The sequence below is a fragment of the Rhodococcus sp. MT28 genome (assembly GCF_058792695.1).
Genome location: NZ_JBXAFD010000001.1, coordinates 826,000 through 843,427, shown reverse-complemented (window position 1 = coordinate 843,427; position 17,428 = coordinate 826,000). Strand labels below are relative to the sequence as shown.

Genomic DNA, 17,428 nt, shown 5'->3' with positions numbered 1-17,428 from the left:
ACGAACAAGGAGTGGTCATGGCAACTGAGGTGGAGTCCGGTGACCTCGTGCAGGCAGCCGGCCATGCGGGTCCGTGGACGGTGGTCGAAGTTCGCCAGGGGATGGCGCTGCTCGAACACAGTGACGGGCACAGGTTGTCGCGTCGAACGACGACGTTGACCGTCGTCCGCAAGGGCTCGGGCAAGAAGGCAACGGCCGTCGAAGACGGGAACGACGAAAACGGATCGCCAACTCTGTTCGACTGAAACCGCAGCTCGACTGAAACCGCAGCTCGACTGATCTTCCGTCAGTTCGAGACGGCGTCAGCTGGAGAAAATGTCGTCTACGCGTTTGTCGAAGTATTCGGCGATTCGGAACGCCAGTGACAGACGCGGGTCGAAGTGTCCCTTCTCGATCGAGATGACGGTCTGGCGTGTGATGCCGAGCGCGTCGGCGCACGCTTGCTGTGACAATCCGGCTGCCGTACGAAGTTCTTGAAGGTTGTTGCGCATCAGATCTCGTCAGATCTCGATTGTGGGGTGCGGTCCCTCGACACTGCCCAGTACCGGATTCCGAAGTCGGCCAGCCCGAGGGCTGTAAACATTACGAGCGGCAGTTCGGGAGCGCCGAAGACATTGTGCGCGATCAGCGCGATCCCCATGGCAGTGATCAAGTCGGTGAACGCGCCGAAGCCGGCCTTGCGACTCCATTCTGTTTCGACGGTGTCCTCGGGGTAGGCGGGGGCCTTGTCGTTCTCCGATGGAAAAAGGGCCCACGCCGACCCGATACAAGCCGGTGCCATGACGATTGCGAAGACGATGAAGGCCAACGTCTTCCGATCATCGGCGGTCGATGCTGCAAAAAAGCTGAAGGCTAGCGTTGCTGCGACGCCGATACCGATGATCAGGCTCCACCGTGCCGTGGTGCTCATGAAGCCTCCCAGGTGTAAGAGTTCTTTGACATGCCTGAGCGTAGGTCTACGTGCGCTGGATGTCAAAGAACTCTTACATCGCGCTGAGGGTCAAGCGACCCCGAAAGGCGCTGCGTATGAAAACTTCCCCGTCTGATCGGGGCGGTGCGTGGTGAGGGTCCTGATCTGAAAGTGCTCGCCCCACTCGGCTTCCGGAGAATCGATCCCGGCGTCCGTGCTGGTGACGAACCCGAACTGCGGGTAGTACTCGGTGCTGCCCAGGAGGGCGAGCAGTGGCACGTCCAGAGCGTCGGACGCACCGATCACCGCGTGCATCAACGCCGAACCGACGCCGCTGCGTTGGTTGTCCGGTGTGACTGCCAACGGGCCGAGGCCAACCGCCTCAACGGGACCGACCCATCCGCGTGTTCCGATCACGAAACCAACGATCTCATCACCGGCGACGGCGACAAGGGACAACTTCGGTAAGTAGTCGTTCGAGGCGAAGAGCTGACGTGTCAGTTCGATCTCGTAGGGAGACTCGCCGGGCGGCGCTTGGTCGGCAAACGCCGCCCCGAGCAGTGAATAGATTGCGTCACGGTCGGAAGAAGTTTCGCGGCGGATGTACATGGCCACGAAACTACCCGCTTCATCTCCGATCGTGCTCCTCGTTTTCGGCCTGACGTGCCACTCGCTTTTCGTAATCCGCACGCCCGTTCGGATCTACCGATGTCAGCGCGCGGCGATCGTCGATCACCCGGCGTCCGATGTTGATCATCCATTCGGGTACTACAGCGTCGATGAGGTCCCAGCCCGCAAGGTAACGCGGAACAGTAGTTTCGGCTCGCCGGTGCGCGACCGTGTCGACGACAGCTTTGGCCACGACCTCGGGTTCAACCGTCGGCATGCCCTTTCCGAGTGGCACACCGGAGGAGAGCCCGGTGCGCACCGCGCTGGGCAGGATGGCGCTGACGCTGACGCCGGAATCTGCGAATTCGACACGAGCAGAGGCGGAAAGGCCCACCGCACCGAACTTGCTTGCGTTGTACACGGCCATTCCTGGCACCGGTAGCTTGCCTGCCATGGATGCGATGTTGACGACGTGGCCGCGTCGCCGATCCACCATGCCGGGCAGCACGGTGCGCATCCCGTGAATCGGGCCCCAGACATTGACGTCGAGGGTTACTCGACTGGTGGCGTCGGACTCGTCGAGGAAGCTGCCGAGCGGCATCACGCCCGCATTGTTGACCAGAATGTCGATGTGACCGAATTCGCCGATCACTGTGGAGACGAACACATCCCAGGATTCGCGTGAGGTGACGTCCAGAGCGTACCCGCGGGCCCGTGCGCCGATGGATGCGGCGGTGTCGACGGCCGTCTCCTCGTCGAGGTCGCCGACGCAGACGAGTGCGCCGCGAGCTGCGAACAACTCCGCTGTGGCCCGGCCGATTCCGCGGCCACCTCCGGAGATGACGACGACTGCTCCGTCGAGATCGATCGGCGGGTAGGTGGTGCCGAAAAGGCTCATGTGGTGTACTCCGGTTCGGGGGTGGTGGTGGGCTCAGCGGGGGTGTCGTCTGACGCAGGGTTGTCGGACAGCGTGTGGTTGTAGGCATATGGATCGAAGGCCCGTAGCCGTCGACGCATGGCTCCTGACGACCACGGCCAGTTGAAGCTGTTGCGGCCGTTGACGTCGAAGAAATAGCTTTCGCAACCACCGGCGTTGTAGACCGTGGTACCCAATGCCTCCTGAACTTGAGAGTTGAAGGCCGCCTGTACTTCCGGGCGCACGTCGATGGTTTTCCAGCCGTGCCGACGAGCGTGGCCGATCGCCTGTGCCACATAGTTCAGTTGGGCTTCCAGAATCATGAAGGCCGACGTGTGTCCGGTGCCGAGGCTCGGGCCCAGCAGAATGAACGCGTTGGGGAATCCGCTGACGGCGGAACCGAAGTACGCCCGCGGGCTTCCCTGCCAATGATCGTCGAGTGATCGACCTTCTCCGTCGAATACCTTTGATGCAATGGGCATGTCGAGGATGTGGAAGCCCGTTCCGAAGATGATCGCGTCCACTTCCGATTCCACTCCGTCGGCTCCGATCACGGTGTTGCCGTGGATCTCTTCGACTGCGTTGGCATGGACGGTCACGTTGGGTCTGCCGAGGGCCGGGTAGTACGAGTTCGACATGAGTAGTCGCTTGCAACCGAGGGTGTAGTCGGGAGTCAGCGCCTTGCGTAGCTTCGGATCGCGCACCTGCAAGCGCAATTGGGCCGACCCGAGTTTCTGCACGATACGCAGGATCCACGGATTGCGGAACCCCAATCCAAGCGCTTCCATGATTCCGTATTCGATGCTGCGTAGAGCCTTGTGCGCTCCCGGTACGAATCGCATGACGGACCTTTCGATCCGCGGTACGTAGTGATCGGGTTTGGGAAGGACCCATTGAGCTGTGCGTTGGTAAAGGTGAAGGGCGGACACGTCGGAGACGATGCGCGGCACGAATTGGACTGCGGAAGCGCCGGTACCTACGACGGCGACGCGCTTTCCGGTCAAGTCGTAGTCGTGATTCCACTGCGAGGAATGAAACACCTCGCCCTCGAACGTTTCCAGCCCGGGGATCGCCGGCGTCAAGGGTTCGTTCCACGGGCCGGCGGCGGCTATCACGAAACGAGCAGTGAGTTCACCGCTGGAAGTTGTTATCTTCCAAAGTGATTGCGATGCGTCCCACTGTGCGGAGAGCATTTCGACCCCGAAGCGAACGTGCTTGTCGACCCCGTGGCGGACGGCCGTGTCCTCGATGTACTCGCGGATCTCCGGCTGCTCCGCGAACAGTCGGGTCCAATCCGGATTGGCGGCAAAGGAATACGAGTACAGGCCGGACGGAACGTCGCAGGCACAACCGGGATAGGTGTTGGCGCGCCAGGTGCCGCCGAGGGAGTCCGCTTTCTCGAGCAGGACAAAATTGTCGATCCCGAGGCGCTGCAGGTGAATTGCGGCACCGATCCCGGAGATCCCGCCACCGATGATCACGACCTCGAAGTGGTCAGTTCTGTTGTTCACTGAGTCTGCGCTTTCACTGGTGGGACGGGGTGGAGTGGAACGGGCGCGCATCTAGTTCGCGTTTCACGCTCGCACGTGTTGTACGTAGGGATGATTCGAAGGTGGCGAGCCGCCGTCGGCCGTCCATGAAGTTGGCGCCCATGACGGCGAGATCGTCGTCGGTGGCGTCTATGCGCAAGACCCTGGTTCCCGCAGCGCGCACCAGTTCGATTTCCCGGTCGAGGCCCTTGGACATGGAGTTCCGCAGGGCGCCGCGTTCGATACGGGCGGCGCCGCGCGCCGGCTTCAATGTTCGAGATGCCATGGGCGCCAGTACAACCAGCTCGTCGAGTTCGAGGGGGAGCAGGAGGTCTACCGATGCCGTGGACGCCGCGCCGCCGTCGATGTACCTGACGCCGTCGATGGTGACAGGTGGGAACCAGCCGGGAATCGCCCAAGACGCTCGAAGCGCTTCACCGACTGTCGCTTTCGGAGCCCCCTGTGCCCCGAACGCGACCCGTCGCCCGGTTCTGTAGTCCATGGATACCATGTACGCGCGCGGATGTGGGAGCCACGAATCGCCAGGGGCAAGAGATTCGGCGAGCGTGGTGAGCCAGGACGGGTCGCCGCCACCACGCGGTGCGATACCGCTCATCCGGCTCAGAACGGGAAGATCTCGACGCGTCACCAGTCGTGGATTGCCGATCCCCAAACTCGGAAGTGGCGGGATTCTTCCGGGCGCCGATGCTGTGTGGGCGAGGAGTTCGGGACGTGCGGCGGGCTCTCCGAGTTGCATGGCTACCAACTCGTCGACGCCGACTCCGCTGCCGAGCATTGTCACGAACTCGGCTCCGGCGGACGTGCCGATGATGGCGGTGGCTTCGCGGGGATCCCAGTCGAGGGCGTCCCGAACCGAGGCGAGGGCAGCAACGGTCCAGGCGAAGCCGAGGGTGCCGCCGCATCCGATTGCCAATCCCCGTCTAGGCGCGCTGTGTCGTCCGGACCCGGGCGCGGTGGTGCCGGTCACTTCTGAAGTCATATTTCGGAGACTATCAGTATCTGAATAACGTGGGTACCCCAAATTTGGGTTTCGGGAGTGCGCCTGCGGTGCGCTTCCGGTATTCGGCTACCGTTGGAATCTCGATACTCAGAACCGCGAGGAGGTTCCGATGGCGCGATTGACCAGGCAGGAAGCGCAGGCGATGACCCGCGAGACCTTGTTGGCGACGGCCGTCGAACATTTCCTCGATCGCGGGTACGCCGCCGCGTCGCTCGATCAGATCGCCGAGGATGCCGGTTATTCCAAAGGTGCGGTGTACTCGAACTTCAAGAACAAGGACGAGTTGTGCGCCGAGGTGCTCGGCCGAATCAGGTTGACCAAGGTCGGCGAGATCACCTCACAGCTCGGAGCCAATTCGACGCTCGACGACGCGGTGGCCGAGTTCGCGCGATGGGCCGAGCGAACCATCGGGGACAAGAGATGGACGTTGCTCGAAGTCGAGTTCTCGGTGCGATCGCGGCACAGCGAAGAGATCCGCGAAAAGATCGCGACGGGTGCCGATCAGGTGCGCGGACTGATTGCCGGAGTGGTGCAACATCTTGCCGAGTCCAACGGCGTGACGCCGACACTGGACCCGAACGCCGCGGCACTGCGCATACTCAGCGTCGGAATCGGTTTGGGGCTACAGCGTGCGATCAGCCCTGAGCTGCCTGTTGATCCGCTGGTGGATACGTTGCGGGAGATTTTGCTGGGTGGGTGAGTAGAACGCGGAGCATTCCGCCGATCTCGGCGACGGCGGTGCGCGAACCGGCGCTCGGTCCCAGAACGTTGACGAAGCCGTGGATGAACCCGCGATAGCGTCGATCGGTCACGTGAACACCGTTGTCGCGCAATCGAGCTGCGTAGGCTTCGCCTTCGTCCCGGAGTGGATCGAATCCCGCCGTGATCACGATGGCCGGCGGCAGTCCGGTCGCGTCGGGGGCGCGTAGCGGCGACACCATCGGATCGAGTCGATCGGCATTGCTGCCGAGGAAGCTGGACTCGTAGAAGTTCATGTTGGCCTCGGTCAGGAAGAAACCTTCACCGAACGTCGTTCGCGAGGGGGCCTTCTCGTGAAAGTCGGTCGCGGGGTAGATCAACAGCTGCGCCGCCGGTGGGGTCTTGCCGTCGTCGCGGGCACGCAGCGCGACCGTTGCGGAAAGATGCCCGCCCGCGCTGTCGCCCCCGACAGCGATGCGCGTCGGGTCTGCGCAGAACTCGTCGGCGCGGTCGACGATATCGAGGTAGGCGGCATAGGCATCGTGTACCGGTGTGGGGAAAGCGAATTCGGGTGAGAGCCGGTAGTCGACCGAGATGACCCGTGCGCCGGAGGTTTCGGCCAACAGGCGGCACGGGGCATCGTGGGATTCGATGCTGCCCTGTACCCACCCTCCGCCGTGGAAATAGACGAGCAGAGCGCCGGTGTCGGCTGTCGGGACGTAGAGCCGGGCGCGAAGCGGGCCGTCGGCACCCGAAACGGAGATCTCCTCGGTGTGGACGGGCGTGGGCCTGCCGCCCATCATGATCGCGGTTCGGGTGAGATTGGCGCGAGCAGCGGCGAGTGACTGGGGATCGGTTGAATGCGAGGGGAGTGGCCGCGTCTTCGCGAGCGTGAGCAGAAGGTGTGCGTCGGCGTCGAGCGTGTTGCCCTCGATGACGACGGGTGGTCCGGTGATTCGACGTTTCACCGCGCTGGGCAGTGCGAATGCGGCTGCCACCAAGGATGCTTCGGCGCGATCTCGAATGCTGCGGCTGCTGGCCTGCTTCACGGATTCCGACACGTGGCGCAGACTACCAAGCATGACTACTGCGGCACTGTCGATCACGCAGATCGAGAACACACATCTGGTTCGGTGCGGTCACGCCAATTGGGTCCTGGTCGAAGAGGGGTCCGATCTGACCTTGATCGACGGCGGATATCCGGCCAACGGCACCGACGTCGAACGCTCGATCGAACAGATCGGTCACCAGTTCGGGGATGTTCGGGCAATTCTCGTCACTCACGCGCACATCGATCACATCGGTGGGATCGCGGACATCGTGACTCGGCTCGAGGTTCCGGTCCTGATGGATCCGTTGGAAGTGCCTCATGCGAAGCGGGAGTATCTGCAACAGTTGTCGCCGGCCGGAGTTCCGTTGCTGTTGTGGCGGCGAGGTGCTCCGAAATGGCTTCGCGACGTGATCGGAGTCGGCGCGTTGAAAGGTGCGGAACTGCCTCGGGCACAGTCCTTTGCGTCCGGTGGTGCGCTGGACGTTCCCGGTCGGATCGTGCCGATTCCCACTCATGGGCATACCGACGGCCACAGCGCTTACCTTGTTCCCGACGCAGGAGTGATCGCGTCGGGTGACGCTCTGGTGACCGGACATGGGACGTCGACCGTCGCCGGACCACAATTTCTGGTGTGCCCCTTCAATCATGACCGTGAAGCGACGGACCAGGCGTTGGACAATATCGCCGCTGCACCTGCCGGCGTGCTGTTTCCCGGACACGGTCCGGTTTACGAGGGCAGCATGACTGCCGCGGTCGAACAGGCCCGAGCAGGTCGGACAAGGATGCGTCCATGACTACTGTCGAAACGGTCGACGAAGGTGCGGTGCACGGTTTCCTTCATCGACCTGCTTCTGTGTCCTTCGCGTCGCCCGTCGCCACGCTTGCACTGACTCACGGCGCAGGAAGTAACTGCGACACCGTGCTGTTGCGTGCTGTTGCCGACGGCTTTGCTGCTGCAGGAGTGCAAGTTCTGCGCTTCGATCTCGCGTTTCGGGTGCGTCGAGCTTCGGGGCCTCCGCATCCGTCGCGTGCTGCAGAGGATCGCGCGGGCATTGCCGAGGTGATTGCTGCTCTTCGCAAGGACTACTCGGTGCCCGGACCCGTTCTGCTCGGCGGACATTCGTACGGCGGTCGGCAGGCGTCGATGCTTGCGGCGGAGAACCCGGGACTTGTCGACGGCCTGGTCCTTCTCTCCTATCCACTGCATCCACCGAAGAAGCCCGAGAAGCTCAGAACCGAACACCTGCCCGACCTGAACACACCGACCGTTGTCGTCCACGGTTCGAAGGACGAGTTCGCGACAACGGAGGAGATGCGGGCAGCACTCGCCTTGATTCCCGCCGCGGCGCGTCTGGTGGAGTTCGAAGGAGCTCGACACGACTTGTCCGTGGTGAAATTTCCGGTGGTGGAGGAGACAGTCGCGGCCGCATCGGCGGTGTTTGCGTTCTGAACGCCCAGCGGGCGGTTGCCCGTGTCGGTGGTTCCTGGTGAGATCGAACCATGAGTGCTCAGCCGTATCAGCCCAGTGCCCTGTCCGACGTCACGGTGAGCGTCGACGGTGACGACACAGTCGTCAGCTTTCCTCGGGTTCTGCCGTATTCCGTCGAGAAGGTGTGGGAGGCGATCACCGACCCTGAGATGTTGGCGCAATGGACGCCGTACACCGCCGATCGGAACCTGAGCCGTACCGGTGACGCGGTGATCACCATGCTCACCGAGGACGGCGCCCCCGAAATGTCGCTGCCGGTCACCGTTCACGTCGTGGAGACCACTCGGCGGCTCGAACACGAGTGGGGCCCGGACGAATTGGTGTGGGACCTGACCCCGATCGAAGGCGGTACCCGCGTCGTGCTGACGCAGAGGTCGCGCGCCGAGGGGATGGCGTCGGCGCTCGCTGCGGGGTGGCATCTGTGCTTCGACGTACTCGATGCCCTTCTGGCAGGCGAGCCCTTCGGGCCGATCGTGGGTGAACGGGCGCGCGAGTACGGCTGGGACGCACTCAACTCCGGTTACGCGCGACAGTTGGGCATCGACGAATCTCAGGTCTGGTAGCTGCTCAGAGTTTGCGACTGGCAGGCTTTCTGGTGGAGGCTCGCGCGATCAGTTCGACGGGAAGCTTCACGGATTCGACGCTCTTGCCGGAGATCAGTGCCAGTAGGTGCTCGAGCCCGGTCGCACCGATCTTTCGGGCGGGGGACCTGACCGTCGTCAGGGGCACCGGGAGTTGGGAGACAACCGGAATGTCGTTGTAGCCGACCAACGCAAGATCGTCGGGAACGCTCAACCCGAGATCACGGGCCACACCGAGTACGCCGATCGCGATGGTGTCGCTCACCGTGAAAACGGCGTCAGGGCGCGTGTTCCCGCTGAGCAGTGTGGCCGCCGCATCGACACCCCCTTGAACTTCGAACTCGGACGCCACTATTCGGTTCGGCGGCAGTTCCAGACCGGCTTCGGCCAGGGCATCGCGGAAACCCGCGACGCGTTCCCTCGACGTGCTGGCGTGGTCCGGCCCCGCGATCACTCCGAGATCGCGATAGCCGCAGTCCAGTAGATGCTTCCCGGCGAGGTAGCCGCCGAGGCGGTCGTCGCCGCTGACAAAGGGAAGGCTTCGGTTGACGGATGACGTCGCCGAGTCGATGTGCCGGTTCAGCAGCAGGATCGGCAGTGAGCGCAGGGGGAGCGAGTCGACGAAATCGGTACCCGGCAGGTGGATGCTGCTCAGCATGAGACCGTCGACCTGTCGGCTCACCAGGAACTCGACCGCTTTGCGTTGCGCTTCCAGATCGTCGGGCGGGCTGGAGAGCAAGACGGAGTACCCGGCTGCGGTGGCGGCTTCCTCGATGCCTTGGAACATGGTGGCCACTACAACGTCTGTCAGTCTCGGCATCACGACGCCGATGGTGGTGGTCTTGCGGGTACGCAGGCTGGCTGCCCACAGGTTCGGTTGGTAACCGAGTTCCTCGGCAACCTGACGAACCCGGAGTGCGGAGTCGGACCAGCCGTCGGCGGGCTCGGGCTGACGGAGGACCCGCGACGCCGTCGAGATGTGGACCCCGGCCTGGTCGGCGATTTCGCGCAACGTCGGCGGACGGCCGTTGCTGCGGTTCGACGGATCGGGCGTCATCTGCGTCGTGGCTCCTGGTGTGCGTCGGTCCTGAGTTGATTCGGTGTCGGTCGGCAGTTCGGGGATTGACGGGTGCGCAACCGGGCTCTACTCTAGGCGATGCAAACGATTGCGCAATCGTTCTCGCAAAGGATTGCGCCCGAGAACACTGGAGGCCCCGTGACCACGCCGCAGTCCCTGTCCGAGCTTTTTGCCATCGACACCCTGCTGGACGCAGAGGAGATCGCGATCCGCGACACGGTCCGCAAGATGGTCGACGATCGCATTCGCCCGCACGTAGGTGAATGGTTCGAAGCGGCAGCACTGCCGGCTCGTGAGCTGGCCAAGGAACTGGGCGCGCTCGGCGTACTGGGCATGCACCTCGAGGGCTACGGCTGTGCCGGGATGAGCGCCACGGCGTACGGGTTGGCCTGCCAGGAACTCGAAGCTGTCGATTCGGGCATTCGCAGCCTCGTCTCGGTCCAGGGCTCGCTCGCCATGTTCGCGATCCACCACAACGGAAGTGAAGAGCAGAAGGAAGAATGGCTCCCGCGAATGGCGGCGGGTGAAGCCATCGGCTGCTTCGGTCTCACGGAACCCGATTTCGGATCCAACCCCGGCGGTATGCGAACCAACGCCAAGCGCGACGGCGACGACTGGATCCTCAACGGCACCAAGATGTGGATCACCAACGGCTCCATCGCGGACGTCGCCGTGGTCTGGGCTCGAACCGACGACGGCGTGCGCGGATTTGTCGTTCCCACCGACACTCCAGGATTCTCCGCCCCCGAGATCAAGAACAAGATGTCGCTCCGGGCGTCGGTCACCTCGGAACTGGTGCTCGAGGACGTGCGTCTGCCTGCCTCGGCGATGCTGCCCAAGGCTCGCGGACTGTCCGGCCCGCTCGGCTGCCTCAACGAGGCACGCTTCGGCATCATCTTCGGGGCAATGGGTGCAGCACGTGACTGCCTCGAGACTGCGATCTCATATGCACGTGATCGCAAGGTCTTCGACAAGTCGCTCGCCGCGTATCAGATCACCCAGGCCAAGATCGCCGACATGGCAGTCGAATTGGGCAAGGGGCAGTTGCTCGCCATCCACCTCGGGCGCCTCAAGGACGCCGGGACGGTTCGCCCCGAGCAGGTCAGCACCGGCAAGCTCAACAATGTCCGCGAGGCCATCAAGATCGCCCGTGAATGCCGAACCATTCTGGGCGCCAACGGCATCACGCTCGAGTACCCCGTGATTCGGCACGCCAACAACCTCGAATCCGTTCTCACCTACGAGGGCACGTCCGAGGTTCACCAGCTCGTGATCGGCCGCGCTCTCACCGGTGAAGAAGCTTTCCGGTGACGGCAGACGCTGTCGGAGCGCTCGACGGGTTGGTGATCGCTGATTTCGGCCGCGTCCTCGCCGGTCCGTACGCCACGATGATTCTCGCCGACCTGGGTGCCGAGGTCGTCAAGATCGAGCGGCCGGGTGTCGGTGACGACACTCGCAGCTGGGGCCCACCGTGGGTGGGGGACGAGTCGAGCTACTTTCTGTCGGTGAACCGCAACAAGAAGTCGGTCACTCTGGACCTGCGCGAGCGCGAGGATCTGGAGAGTGCACGCGAGCTGGTTCGCAATGCGGACGTCGTGGTGCAGAACTTCCTGCCGGGAACGATGGACCGTCTGGGGCTGGGCTACGACGCTGTCCGAGAAATGAATCCGCGTGCGGTCTACTGCTCGATCAGCGGCTTCGGTGGCAACAACTCTCTGCCGGGATACGACCTGTTGATTCAGGCGGTCGGCGGATTGATGAGTATCACCGGACCCGATCCCAAGACTCCCACCAAGGTCGGTGTCGCGGTGGTCGACGTCATCACCGGCCTGCATGCCAGCGTGGGAATCCTTGCAGCGCTGCGCCATCGCGATCGCACAGGCGAAGGGCAGCACGTCGAGGTCAATCTGTTGTCCTCGTTGCTGTCCGCACTGGCCAACCAGTCGTCCGGCTACGTGGCCGCGGGCGTGGTGCCGCAGGCAATGGGCAACCGGCATCCGAGCATCGCACCATACGAGGTATTCGACACCGCGGACCGTCCGCTGGTCCTCGCGGTCGGCAATGATCGGCAATTCAGTTCGTTGACAGAGGTTCTCGGAGTTTCCGAACTTGCCGCTGATGCGCGTTTCGCGTCCAACAGCGACAGGGTTGCGCATCGAGAAGAACTGTTCGACGCCGTCACTGCTGCATTGGCCAAGGGCTCTGCGGACTCGTGGTTCGAGGCACTGACCGAGCGAGGTGTTCCGTGTGGGCCTCTCAACGACATCGCCGACGCGATAGCGCTGGCGGAACGGCTGAATCTCGATCCGGTGGTGTCCATCGATGACCCGCGTCGCGATGCACCGACTCGGCAGGTAGCCAATCCGATTCGGATGAGCGGCACGCCGGCAACCTATCGGTCGGCCCCGCCGCGGTTGGGGGAGGACAGCGTTCCCACTCCGTCCGGAGTCAGTTGACCCAAGCGAATCGGCCACCGGAATACCGGTGGCCGATCTGCGTGTGTGGCCGACTCAGCTGACCTTCAAGACCAGCTTTCCGGTGTTCGCTCCGGCGAAGAGAAGATTGAGGCTGTCGCCGAACGCGTCGATACCGCCGTCGACGACGTGCTCGCGAGCAGTCAATTCGCCACTCTTGATCCACTTTCCGATCTGCTCTTGTGCTTCTGCGTAGCGATCGAGGTAGTCGAAGACCACGAAGCCGGCCATCGTGGCGCGGTTGACGAGAAGTGACAGGTAGTGAGCAGGGCCTGGCTGAGGTTCGGTGGCGTTGTAGCCCGCGATGGCGCCGCAGATGACCACCCGAGCGCCGAGGCGCAGACGGGAGAGAGCGGCGTCGAGAATTTCTCCGCCGACGTTGTCGAAGTACACGTCGATACCGTCGGGAGCGTTGGACTTGAGCGCCTTGTATACGGATTCGTTCTTGTAGTCGATGGCGACATCGAAGCCGAGGTCCTCGGTGAGCCACGCGCACTTCTCCGGACCGCCGGCGATGCCGATGACCTTGCATCCGTGAAGCTTTGCGATCTGGCCGACCAGACTGCCGACCGCACCCGCGGCACCGGACACGACGACGGTGTCACCGTCTTTCAGCTTTCCGACGTCGAGTAATCCGAAATACGCAGTGACGCCGGGGAAACCGAGAGCGCCGAGCCAGGTCGGCAGGGGAGCGATCGATTCGTCGACCCGAGTGACGTCTGTACCGTCGGAAACGCCGTACTCGGAAGCGCCGAAGGATCCGGCCACGATGTCCCCGACCTGGTAATCGGGGTGCTGTGATTCGGTGATGCGTCCGACGCCGTGGGCGCGCATGACGGAACCGAGCTTGACCGGCGGAACGTACGACTTGACGTCGTTGAGCCAACCGCGCATCGCGGGGTCGAGGGAGAGGTATTCGACCTTGACGACAAACTCGCCCGGTCCGGCGGACGGGATCTCGGCATCGACGTATTCCCAGGTGGAAGCGTCGGGAAGTCCTGTCGGGCGGGCGGCGAGGCGTACTTGGCGGTTGGTCATCTCTCCCCTTCGGCGAAACGAATTGAACTTGAGGCCGGATTCAATATAGGTGATGGATCACGAACTGGGAAGAGTTGGATGAACCGATTGACGACTATGTATGTTCGATCGATGAGCAATGTGGTCGAAGACGCGCCTGGTTGGTTCACTCGGGCGTTGGCAGCGCCGGTCGAGACGGGGTCGGTGGAGGTCGAGGGTGCCTCGGTGCACTTTCGGGCTTGGGGGCCGGCGGGGCCGGGAATCGTGCTGATTCACGGCGGCGCAGCCCACAGTCGCTGGTGGGATCACATTGCGCCGCAGTTCGCCGAGGGGCGCCGCGTCGTCGCTCTCGACTTGACGGGCCACGGCGACAGTCACACTCGCGACGCCTACGCGATGTCCCAGTGGGCTCGCGAGGTGCTGGCGGCGGCCGAGGCAGGGGGAATCGACGGCAAGCCGATTCTGGTGGGGCACAGTATGGGTGGGATTGTTTCTTTCGTGGCCTCGCATCTGCATGGCGAACTGTTGGACGGGGTTGTCATCATCGATTCTCCGCTCAAGGCGCGTACGCCCGAAGAGGAGGCGGCTCGACGCCAGAATGCGTTCGGCCCCAAGAAGGTTTATCCCACCAGGGAAGACGCGATGGGCCGTTTCCGCTTCGTTCCGCCGCAGGATTCGGGTCTGCCTGCGGTGCGTGACCATGTGGCGGCCACGTCGATGGAGGAAGTCGAGGGCGGTTGGTCGTGGAAGTTCGATCCGAATTTCTTTCTCCGAGTAGGCGCCGAAGATGTTCTCGACAGCGAACCACGTTGCCGCGTAGCCTATTTCCGAGCTGAGAACGGCATCGTGTCCGATCGACTCATGGAGCACATGCGCGGATTGTTCGGACCGGAGGCCATCGTGGCGGAGATTGCCGAAGCCGGACATCACGTCATGATCGATCAGCCGTTGCAACTCGTGACCGGGGTGCGAACTGTGTTGAGTGCGTGGTCCGTCGCAGGTCAAGTGCCGGTAAATCAAGCGGCAGGTAACGTCGAGGGAAGGGTAGAAGCATGAGCACGGAATTGACGCTCGAACCGAAAGTCGAAGCTGCACTGAAGTTGTGGCACACCATGATCGAAACCGGCGATCTGTCGGCGCTACCGACGATCGTCGCGCCCGACGCGCAGTTCCGATCGCCCACGGGATTCAAGCCGTACCAGTCCGCGGATGCCGTTGTGCTCATTCTCAATACGGTGATCCAGGTGTTCGAGAACTTCGAGTACCACCGTCAGTTCGCCGGAGCCAACGGTCGGCAGGTCGTGCTCGAATTCAGTGCGAACATCGGCGATAAAAGTCTCAAGGGAATCGACATGGTCGAATTCGACGAGGACGGCAAGATCGTCGATTTCGAGGTCATGGTGCGTCCGGCCAGCGGGCTCGCGGCTTTGGCTGCCGAAATGGGTAAGAGGCTCGGGCAGACGCTACCGACCTACAAAGCCTGAACTGAGTCCGGCCAAGGCTCAGTTCGTACTGAATCCGCCGTTGGAGTGAAGGAGTTGTCCCGTAATCCAGCCTCCGGCGTCGGACATCAGAAACCGAACGAGGTTTGCAGTGTCGCCGGGAGTACCCAGCCGGCCGGCAGGAGTCTGGAGGGTTGTGGCCTGTCTGATCGCGGGTGTCATCCATCCTGTGTCGATAGGTCCTGGGTTGACGACGTTGGCTCGTATGCCGCGTGATCCAAGTTCGACTGCGGCGGCGATGACGATGCGGTCGAGAGCGCCCTTGCTGGCCCCGTACGGAAGATTGTGGGCCGCATGGTCGCTGGTGAGTGCGATGATCCGCCCGGCCACCTGACTGACGTCGCGCTGTTCCGGAAGCCGTTCAGCGAACGCTTTGATCAGCAGCCAGGAGGCGCGAGCGTTGACGGCGAAATGTCGTTCCCAGCTCTCGACGGTGGTATCGAGGATCGAGCTGTCGACGCTTTCGCAATGTGAGAGCACCAGCCCACGGAGGTCGTTCCGCGCTGCGGCAGCGTCAACGAGCTGATCGGCCACGTCAACGAGCTGATCGGCCACGTCGGGCGAGGCCAGATCTCCGGGAACCAGGTCGACACGGCTTCCGAGTGCGCGACACTTCTCGGCAATGTCTTGCGGATCGTGCGCTCCGCGCCCGAACCCGACGCGTTCGTCGTAAGGCTCCCAGTAGCCGATAGCCAGATCCCAACCATCCTCGGCAAGGCCCAATGCGAGGCTCGCTCCGATCGACTTGCTCCGACCGACACCGGTGATCAATACGGTCCCGCGCTTGTCAGACACTGCTCGCCTCCAGAGATGTCCTGCAATTCAAATGGGGTGAGGTCACTTCAGATGGAAGCATCACTGTAGCGGGCGAGCTGTCGCCTGTATCGAGCGAGCTGTCGCCGTGCCTCGACCTGACCTGTGTCTTGACACGGCGCTGGTCACAGCGTTTGACTGAGATGCAAGCTCGAGTTGATTCGCCCGACTGCGTTCCGGGAGGTTGACCTATGCGCGGCAACGGAATTGCAGGCAAGGCTTTCTCAGGCGAGGGCTGTAGACGTGGACAAGAATCTCACCGAGCACGGTCTCATCGCGGGACCGTCTCGGTTCTGGCTTTGGTTGGGGTGTGCGTACTTTCGTTTGCCACCACTCAGATGGCCGGCGCGCAACCGGTTGCAGAGAATGTCGATACCGGGTTCGTGATCCCTTTTGCCGGGGCACCGGTCTACGAGAGCGTCGCGCCCACGCAGATGACTACTCCGGATCAACTCAACCAGCCACTCGGTCAGCAGACTGCGGAAGAGATTGCCGCGCAGATCGGACTCGAGCCAGCCGACGCTTTGACCGAGGAGCAGTATCGCGACCTCATGGCCGGTGGTGGGGTCGGTGGCAATCTCGAGGATGCCGAGGTGATCGACGAATGCGCCCGGATTCTCACCAATACGAACGGGCGGCCCCTCTATTCCGGCACGACGCCGTCGGTTCTGGCCAGTTACGGGTTATACGTGAATCCAGACGGATTGCTGGAGAGTCCGGCCAACGCGGATGCGCCGACGCGACAGGTGAATACGCTGATCGCCCCTGGCGGTTTCGTGGGCACCTGGTTGCGCAACAACGGTGCGACGCACACTCTGATTGCGCTCTATCAGTCGGCATACACGGTGCAGGCAGTCTACGGATTTGCAGCGCAGCAGATTTCGGGAGCAGCGCAGCTGGTGACCAACACCAAAGGCGATGTGAGTTCGGAAGTCGGCATGTCGATGGCGCCGCCGCTCTGGATAGTGAACTTCGCACTGCTCTACATCTTGAAGCCGTCACTGGCGGCAGCGATGCCTGCACATTGGGCTCCCATTCCGCCGGCCGTTGCCGACGCCGTGAAAGCGAGTCCCACCGGTCAAGTCGCTTTCAGTGACTACGCGTCCTATTTCGAGTGATCGGTCTGCCGGACAGCGCTGACGAACTTCTCGATCAACGTGTGGTCCTTGACGCCGCGGGAGGATTCGACGCCGCTGGAGACGTCGACGCCCCAGGCGCCGGTGGCATCGAGTGCGTCGCGAACGTTGTCCGGGGACAGTCCGCCCGCCAGGATCCACTGGCCTTGCGGGCGCGATTGCTGCTGGGCCCAGTTCCACGGCACCCCGGATCCGGCGTCTGCGCCGTCGATCAGGAGTTCGTCCTCGCCGAGGTCGAGATTGTAACCGTCGCGGACGTTGCTGGAGACGACCGCGCGGATGACGGTGAGGCCGGCATCGTGCAGCCGCTGCACTTGCTCGGCGTCGACAAGATCGTGAACCTGTACGGTGCGAAGCCCGGTGATCTTCGCGATCTCGAGGATCTGATCGATCGGGTTGCCGAGAAAGACTCCGATTGCACGGATGTGATCGGGAACTCGCGCGAGCAGAGCGACTGCGAGTGTGGGGTCGACTTTGCGGACGCTCTCGGCGAAGACGAAACCGATGGCGTCGACGCCCAGGCCCACCGTGAGGTCGACCGTGTCAACGTCGCGTAGGCCACAGACCTTGATGAATGTCACCTGATACAGAGTACTAGCGTCG

At 62.9% G+C, this 17,428-nt stretch carries 21 protein-coding genes; 10 read left to right on the top strand and 11 right to left on the bottom strand.

What is annotated here, in order from left to right:
• Nucleotides 1-17 precede the first annotated feature (17 nt).
• The gene (locus AC1Q6C_RS04035) at nt 18-245 is read left to right on the top strand and encodes a hypothetical protein (RefSeq protein WP_007733785.1); all 228 of its coding nucleotides are present in this window, start codon (nt 18-20) and stop codon (nt 243-245) included.
• A gap of 57 nt (nt 246-302) precedes the next feature.
• Here the strand turns inward: AC1Q6C_RS04035 and AC1Q6C_RS04030 are convergent, their stop codons facing one another.
• The 6 genes from AC1Q6C_RS04030 to AC1Q6C_RS04005 form a co-directional block, all read right to left on the bottom strand.
• Nucleotides 303-491: a helix-turn-helix transcriptional regulator gene (locus tag AC1Q6C_RS04030; RefSeq protein WP_003940277.1), complete on the bottom strand. Its 189-nt coding sequence runs from the start codon at nt 489-491 to the stop codon at nt 303-305.
• Nucleotides 491-910, bottom strand: coding sequence for a hypothetical protein (locus AC1Q6C_RS04025; RefSeq protein ID WP_054187716.1), 420 nt, complete (start codon nt 908-910; stop codon nt 491-493). Before AC1Q6C_RS04025 ends, AC1Q6C_RS04030 begins: the two co-directional genes overlap by 1 nt.
• A gap of 90 nt (nt 911-1,000) precedes the next feature.
• Nucleotides 1,001-1,519, bottom strand: coding sequence for a GNAT family N-acetyltransferase (locus tag AC1Q6C_RS04020; RefSeq protein WP_050654796.1), 519 nt, complete (start codon nt 1,517-1,519; stop codon nt 1,001-1,003).
• A 19-nt stretch (nt 1,520-1,538) separates the two neighbouring features.
• Nucleotides 1,539-2,417, bottom strand: coding sequence for an SDR family oxidoreductase (locus tag AC1Q6C_RS04015; RefSeq protein ID WP_007733788.1), 879 nt, complete (start codon nt 2,415-2,417; stop codon nt 1,539-1,541).
• Nucleotides 2,414-3,946, bottom strand: a complete 1,533-nt coding sequence (locus AC1Q6C_RS04010) for a flavin-containing monooxygenase (RefSeq protein ID WP_054187715.1) — start codon at nt 3,944-3,946, stop codon at nt 2,414-2,416. The genes AC1Q6C_RS04015 and AC1Q6C_RS04010 overlap by 4 nt, the downstream gene beginning before the upstream one ends.
• Before the next feature lie 13 nt (nt 3,947-3,959).
• Nucleotides 3,960-4,964, bottom strand: coding sequence for a patatin-like phospholipase family protein (locus AC1Q6C_RS04005; protein ID WP_322001545.1), 1,005 nt, complete (start codon nt 4,962-4,964; stop codon nt 3,960-3,962).
• 130 nt (nt 4,965-5,094) lie between these two features.
• Here AC1Q6C_RS04005 and AC1Q6C_RS04000 point away from each other — a divergent pair, with 130 nt between their 5' ends.
• Nucleotides 5,095-5,685: a TetR/AcrR family transcriptional regulator gene (locus AC1Q6C_RS04000; protein WP_007733795.1), complete on the top strand. Its 591-nt coding sequence runs from the start codon at nt 5,095-5,097 to the stop codon at nt 5,683-5,685.
• On the opposite strand, the gene AC1Q6C_RS03995 is transcribed toward AC1Q6C_RS04000, so the two are convergent.
• On the bottom strand, nt 5,621-6,745 hold the full coding sequence (locus tag AC1Q6C_RS03995; protein WP_003940350.1) for an alpha/beta hydrolase: 1,125 nt from the start codon (nt 6,743-6,745) through the stop codon (nt 5,621-5,623). The two genes, AC1Q6C_RS04000 and AC1Q6C_RS03995, sit on opposite strands and share 65 nt — an antisense overlap.
• A 19-nt stretch (nt 6,746-6,764) precedes the next feature.
• Between AC1Q6C_RS03995 and AC1Q6C_RS03990 the strand changes: the two genes are divergently transcribed.
• Genes AC1Q6C_RS03990 through AC1Q6C_RS03980 form a run of 3 tightly spaced genes read left to right on the top strand, consistent with a single transcriptional unit; the run spans nt 6,765 to nt 8,787 of the window.
• A complete protein-coding gene (locus AC1Q6C_RS03990) occupies nt 6,765-7,529 on the top strand; it encodes an MBL fold metallo-hydrolase (protein WP_007733798.1) in 765 nt (254 codons plus the stop codon).
• Nucleotides 7,526-8,185 (top strand): alpha/beta hydrolase family protein, encoded by a 660-nt coding sequence (locus AC1Q6C_RS03985; protein ID WP_050654791.1) that lies wholly within the window; start codon nt 7,526-7,528, stop codon nt 8,183-8,185. The genes AC1Q6C_RS03990 and AC1Q6C_RS03985 overlap by 4 nt, the downstream gene beginning before the upstream one ends.
• 50 nt (nt 8,186-8,235) lie before the next feature.
• Nucleotides 8,236-8,787 (top strand): SRPBCC family protein, encoded by a 552-nt coding sequence (locus AC1Q6C_RS03980; protein WP_003940599.1) that lies wholly within the window; start codon nt 8,236-8,238, stop codon nt 8,785-8,787.
• Nucleotides 8,788-8,791: 4 nt separating this feature from the next.
• Here the strand turns inward: AC1Q6C_RS03980 and AC1Q6C_RS03975 are convergent, their stop codons facing one another.
• On the bottom strand, nt 8,792-9,862 hold the full coding sequence (locus AC1Q6C_RS03975) for a LacI family DNA-binding transcriptional regulator (protein WP_063315837.1): 1,071 nt from the start codon (nt 9,860-9,862) through the stop codon (nt 8,792-8,794).
• Between the two features lie 159 nt (nt 9,863-10,021).
• Here AC1Q6C_RS03975 and AC1Q6C_RS03970 point away from each other — a divergent pair, with 159 nt between their 5' ends.
• On the top strand, nt 10,022-11,194 hold the full coding sequence (locus tag AC1Q6C_RS03970; protein ID WP_003939770.1) for an acyl-CoA dehydrogenase family protein: 1,173 nt from the start codon (nt 10,022-10,024) through the stop codon (nt 11,192-11,194).
• A complete protein-coding gene (locus AC1Q6C_RS03965; RefSeq protein ID WP_003939934.1) occupies nt 11,191-12,339 on the top strand; it encodes a CaiB/BaiF CoA transferase family protein in 1,149 nt (382 codons plus the stop codon). The genes AC1Q6C_RS03970 and AC1Q6C_RS03965 overlap by 4 nt, the downstream gene beginning before the upstream one ends.
• Nucleotides 12,340-12,393: 54 nt before the next feature.
• Here AC1Q6C_RS03965 and AC1Q6C_RS03960 read toward each other — a convergent pair whose 3' ends face one another.
• The gene (locus AC1Q6C_RS03960) at nt 12,394-13,395 is read right to left on the bottom strand and encodes an NADP-dependent oxidoreductase (RefSeq protein WP_003939765.1); all 1,002 of its coding nucleotides are present in this window, start codon (nt 13,393-13,395) and stop codon (nt 12,394-12,396) included.
• 111 nt (nt 13,396-13,506) lie between these two features.
• On the opposite strand from AC1Q6C_RS03960, the gene AC1Q6C_RS03955 reads away from it, so the two are divergent.
• Both AC1Q6C_RS03955 and AC1Q6C_RS03950 read left to right on the top strand, forming a co-directional pair.
• A complete protein-coding gene (locus AC1Q6C_RS03955; RefSeq protein ID WP_492666387.1) occupies nt 13,507-14,430 on the top strand; it encodes an alpha/beta fold hydrolase in 924 nt (307 codons plus the stop codon).
• The gene (locus AC1Q6C_RS03950; protein WP_003940510.1) at nt 14,427-14,858 is read left to right on the top strand and encodes a nuclear transport factor 2 family protein; all 432 of its coding nucleotides are present in this window, start codon (nt 14,427-14,429) and stop codon (nt 14,856-14,858) included. Before AC1Q6C_RS03955 ends, AC1Q6C_RS03950 begins: the two co-directional genes overlap by 4 nt.
• 18 nt (nt 14,859-14,876) lie before the next feature.
• On the opposite strand, the gene AC1Q6C_RS03945 is transcribed toward AC1Q6C_RS03950, so the two are convergent.
• A complete protein-coding gene (locus AC1Q6C_RS03945) occupies nt 14,877-15,671 on the bottom strand; it encodes an SDR family oxidoreductase (protein ID WP_492666386.1) in 795 nt (264 codons plus the stop codon).
• A gap of 209 nt (nt 15,672-15,880) precedes the next feature.
• Here AC1Q6C_RS03945 and AC1Q6C_RS03940 point away from each other — a divergent pair, with 209 nt between their 5' ends.
• On the top strand, nt 15,881-16,807 hold the full coding sequence (locus AC1Q6C_RS03940; protein ID WP_492666385.1) for a hypothetical protein: 927 nt from the start codon (nt 15,881-15,883) through the stop codon (nt 16,805-16,807).
• On the opposite strand, the gene AC1Q6C_RS03935 is transcribed toward AC1Q6C_RS03940, so the two are convergent.
• Nucleotides 16,795-17,406, bottom strand: coding sequence for a phosphoribosylanthranilate isomerase (locus AC1Q6C_RS03935; RefSeq protein WP_054825155.1), 612 nt, complete (start codon nt 17,404-17,406; stop codon nt 16,795-16,797). The two genes, AC1Q6C_RS03940 and AC1Q6C_RS03935, sit on opposite strands and share 13 nt — an antisense overlap.
• Nucleotides 17,407-17,428 lie beyond the last annotated feature (22 nt).

What these genes read in the sequence shown, in the direction of transcription:
- AC1Q6C_RS03960 (WP_003939765.1), bottom strand. Translation starts at nt 13,395, where the DNA reads ATGACCAACCGCCAAGTACGCCTCGCCGCCCGCCCGACAGGACTTCCC.
- AC1Q6C_RS03940 (WP_492666385.1), top strand. Translation starts at nt 15,881, where the DNA reads ATGCGCGGCAACGGAATTGCAGGCAAGGCTTTCTCAGGCGAGGGCTGT.
- AC1Q6C_RS03990 (WP_007733798.1), top strand. Translation starts at nt 6,765, where the DNA reads ATGACTACTGCGGCACTGTCGATCACGCAGATCGAGAACACACATCTG.
- AC1Q6C_RS03950 (WP_003940510.1), top strand. Translation starts at nt 14,427, where the DNA reads ATGAGCACGGAATTGACGCTCGAACCGAAAGTCGAAGCTGCACTGAAG.
- AC1Q6C_RS03985 (WP_050654791.1), top strand. Translation starts at nt 7,526, where the DNA reads ATGACTACTGTCGAAACGGTCGACGAAGGTGCGGTGCACGGTTTCCTT.
- AC1Q6C_RS04030 (WP_003940277.1), bottom strand. Translation starts at nt 491, where the DNA reads ATGCGCAACAACCTTCAAGAACTTCGTACGGCAGCCGGATTGTCACAG.
- AC1Q6C_RS03980 (WP_003940599.1), top strand. Translation starts at nt 8,236, where the DNA reads ATGAGTGCTCAGCCGTATCAGCCCAGTGCCCTGTCCGACGTCACGGTG.
- AC1Q6C_RS04020 (WP_050654796.1), bottom strand. Translation starts at nt 1,519, where the DNA reads ATGTACATCCGCCGCGAAACTTCTTCCGACCGTGACGCAATCTATTCA.
- AC1Q6C_RS04000 (WP_007733795.1), top strand. Translation starts at nt 5,095, where the DNA reads ATGGCGCGATTGACCAGGCAGGAAGCGCAGGCGATGACCCGCGAGACC.
- AC1Q6C_RS04005 (WP_322001545.1), bottom strand. Translation starts at nt 4,964, where the DNA reads ATGACTTCAGAAGTGACCGGCACCACCGCGCCCGGGTCCGGACGACAC.
- AC1Q6C_RS04015 (WP_007733788.1), bottom strand. Translation starts at nt 2,417, where the DNA reads ATGAGCCTTTTCGGCACCACCTACCCGCCGATCGATCTCGACGGAGCA.
- AC1Q6C_RS04035 (WP_007733785.1), top strand. Translation starts at nt 18, where the DNA reads ATGGCAACTGAGGTGGAGTCCGGTGACCTCGTGCAGGCAGCCGGCCAT.
- AC1Q6C_RS03955 (WP_492666387.1), top strand. Translation starts at nt 13,507, where the DNA reads ATGAGCAATGTGGTCGAAGACGCGCCTGGTTGGTTCACTCGGGCGTTG.
- AC1Q6C_RS04025 (WP_054187716.1), bottom strand. Translation starts at nt 910, where the DNA reads ATGAGCACCACGGCACGGTGGAGCCTGATCATCGGTATCGGCGTCGCA.
- AC1Q6C_RS03975 (WP_063315837.1), bottom strand. Translation starts at nt 9,862, where the DNA reads ATGACGCCCGATCCGTCGAACCGCAGCAACGGCCGTCCGCCGACGTTG.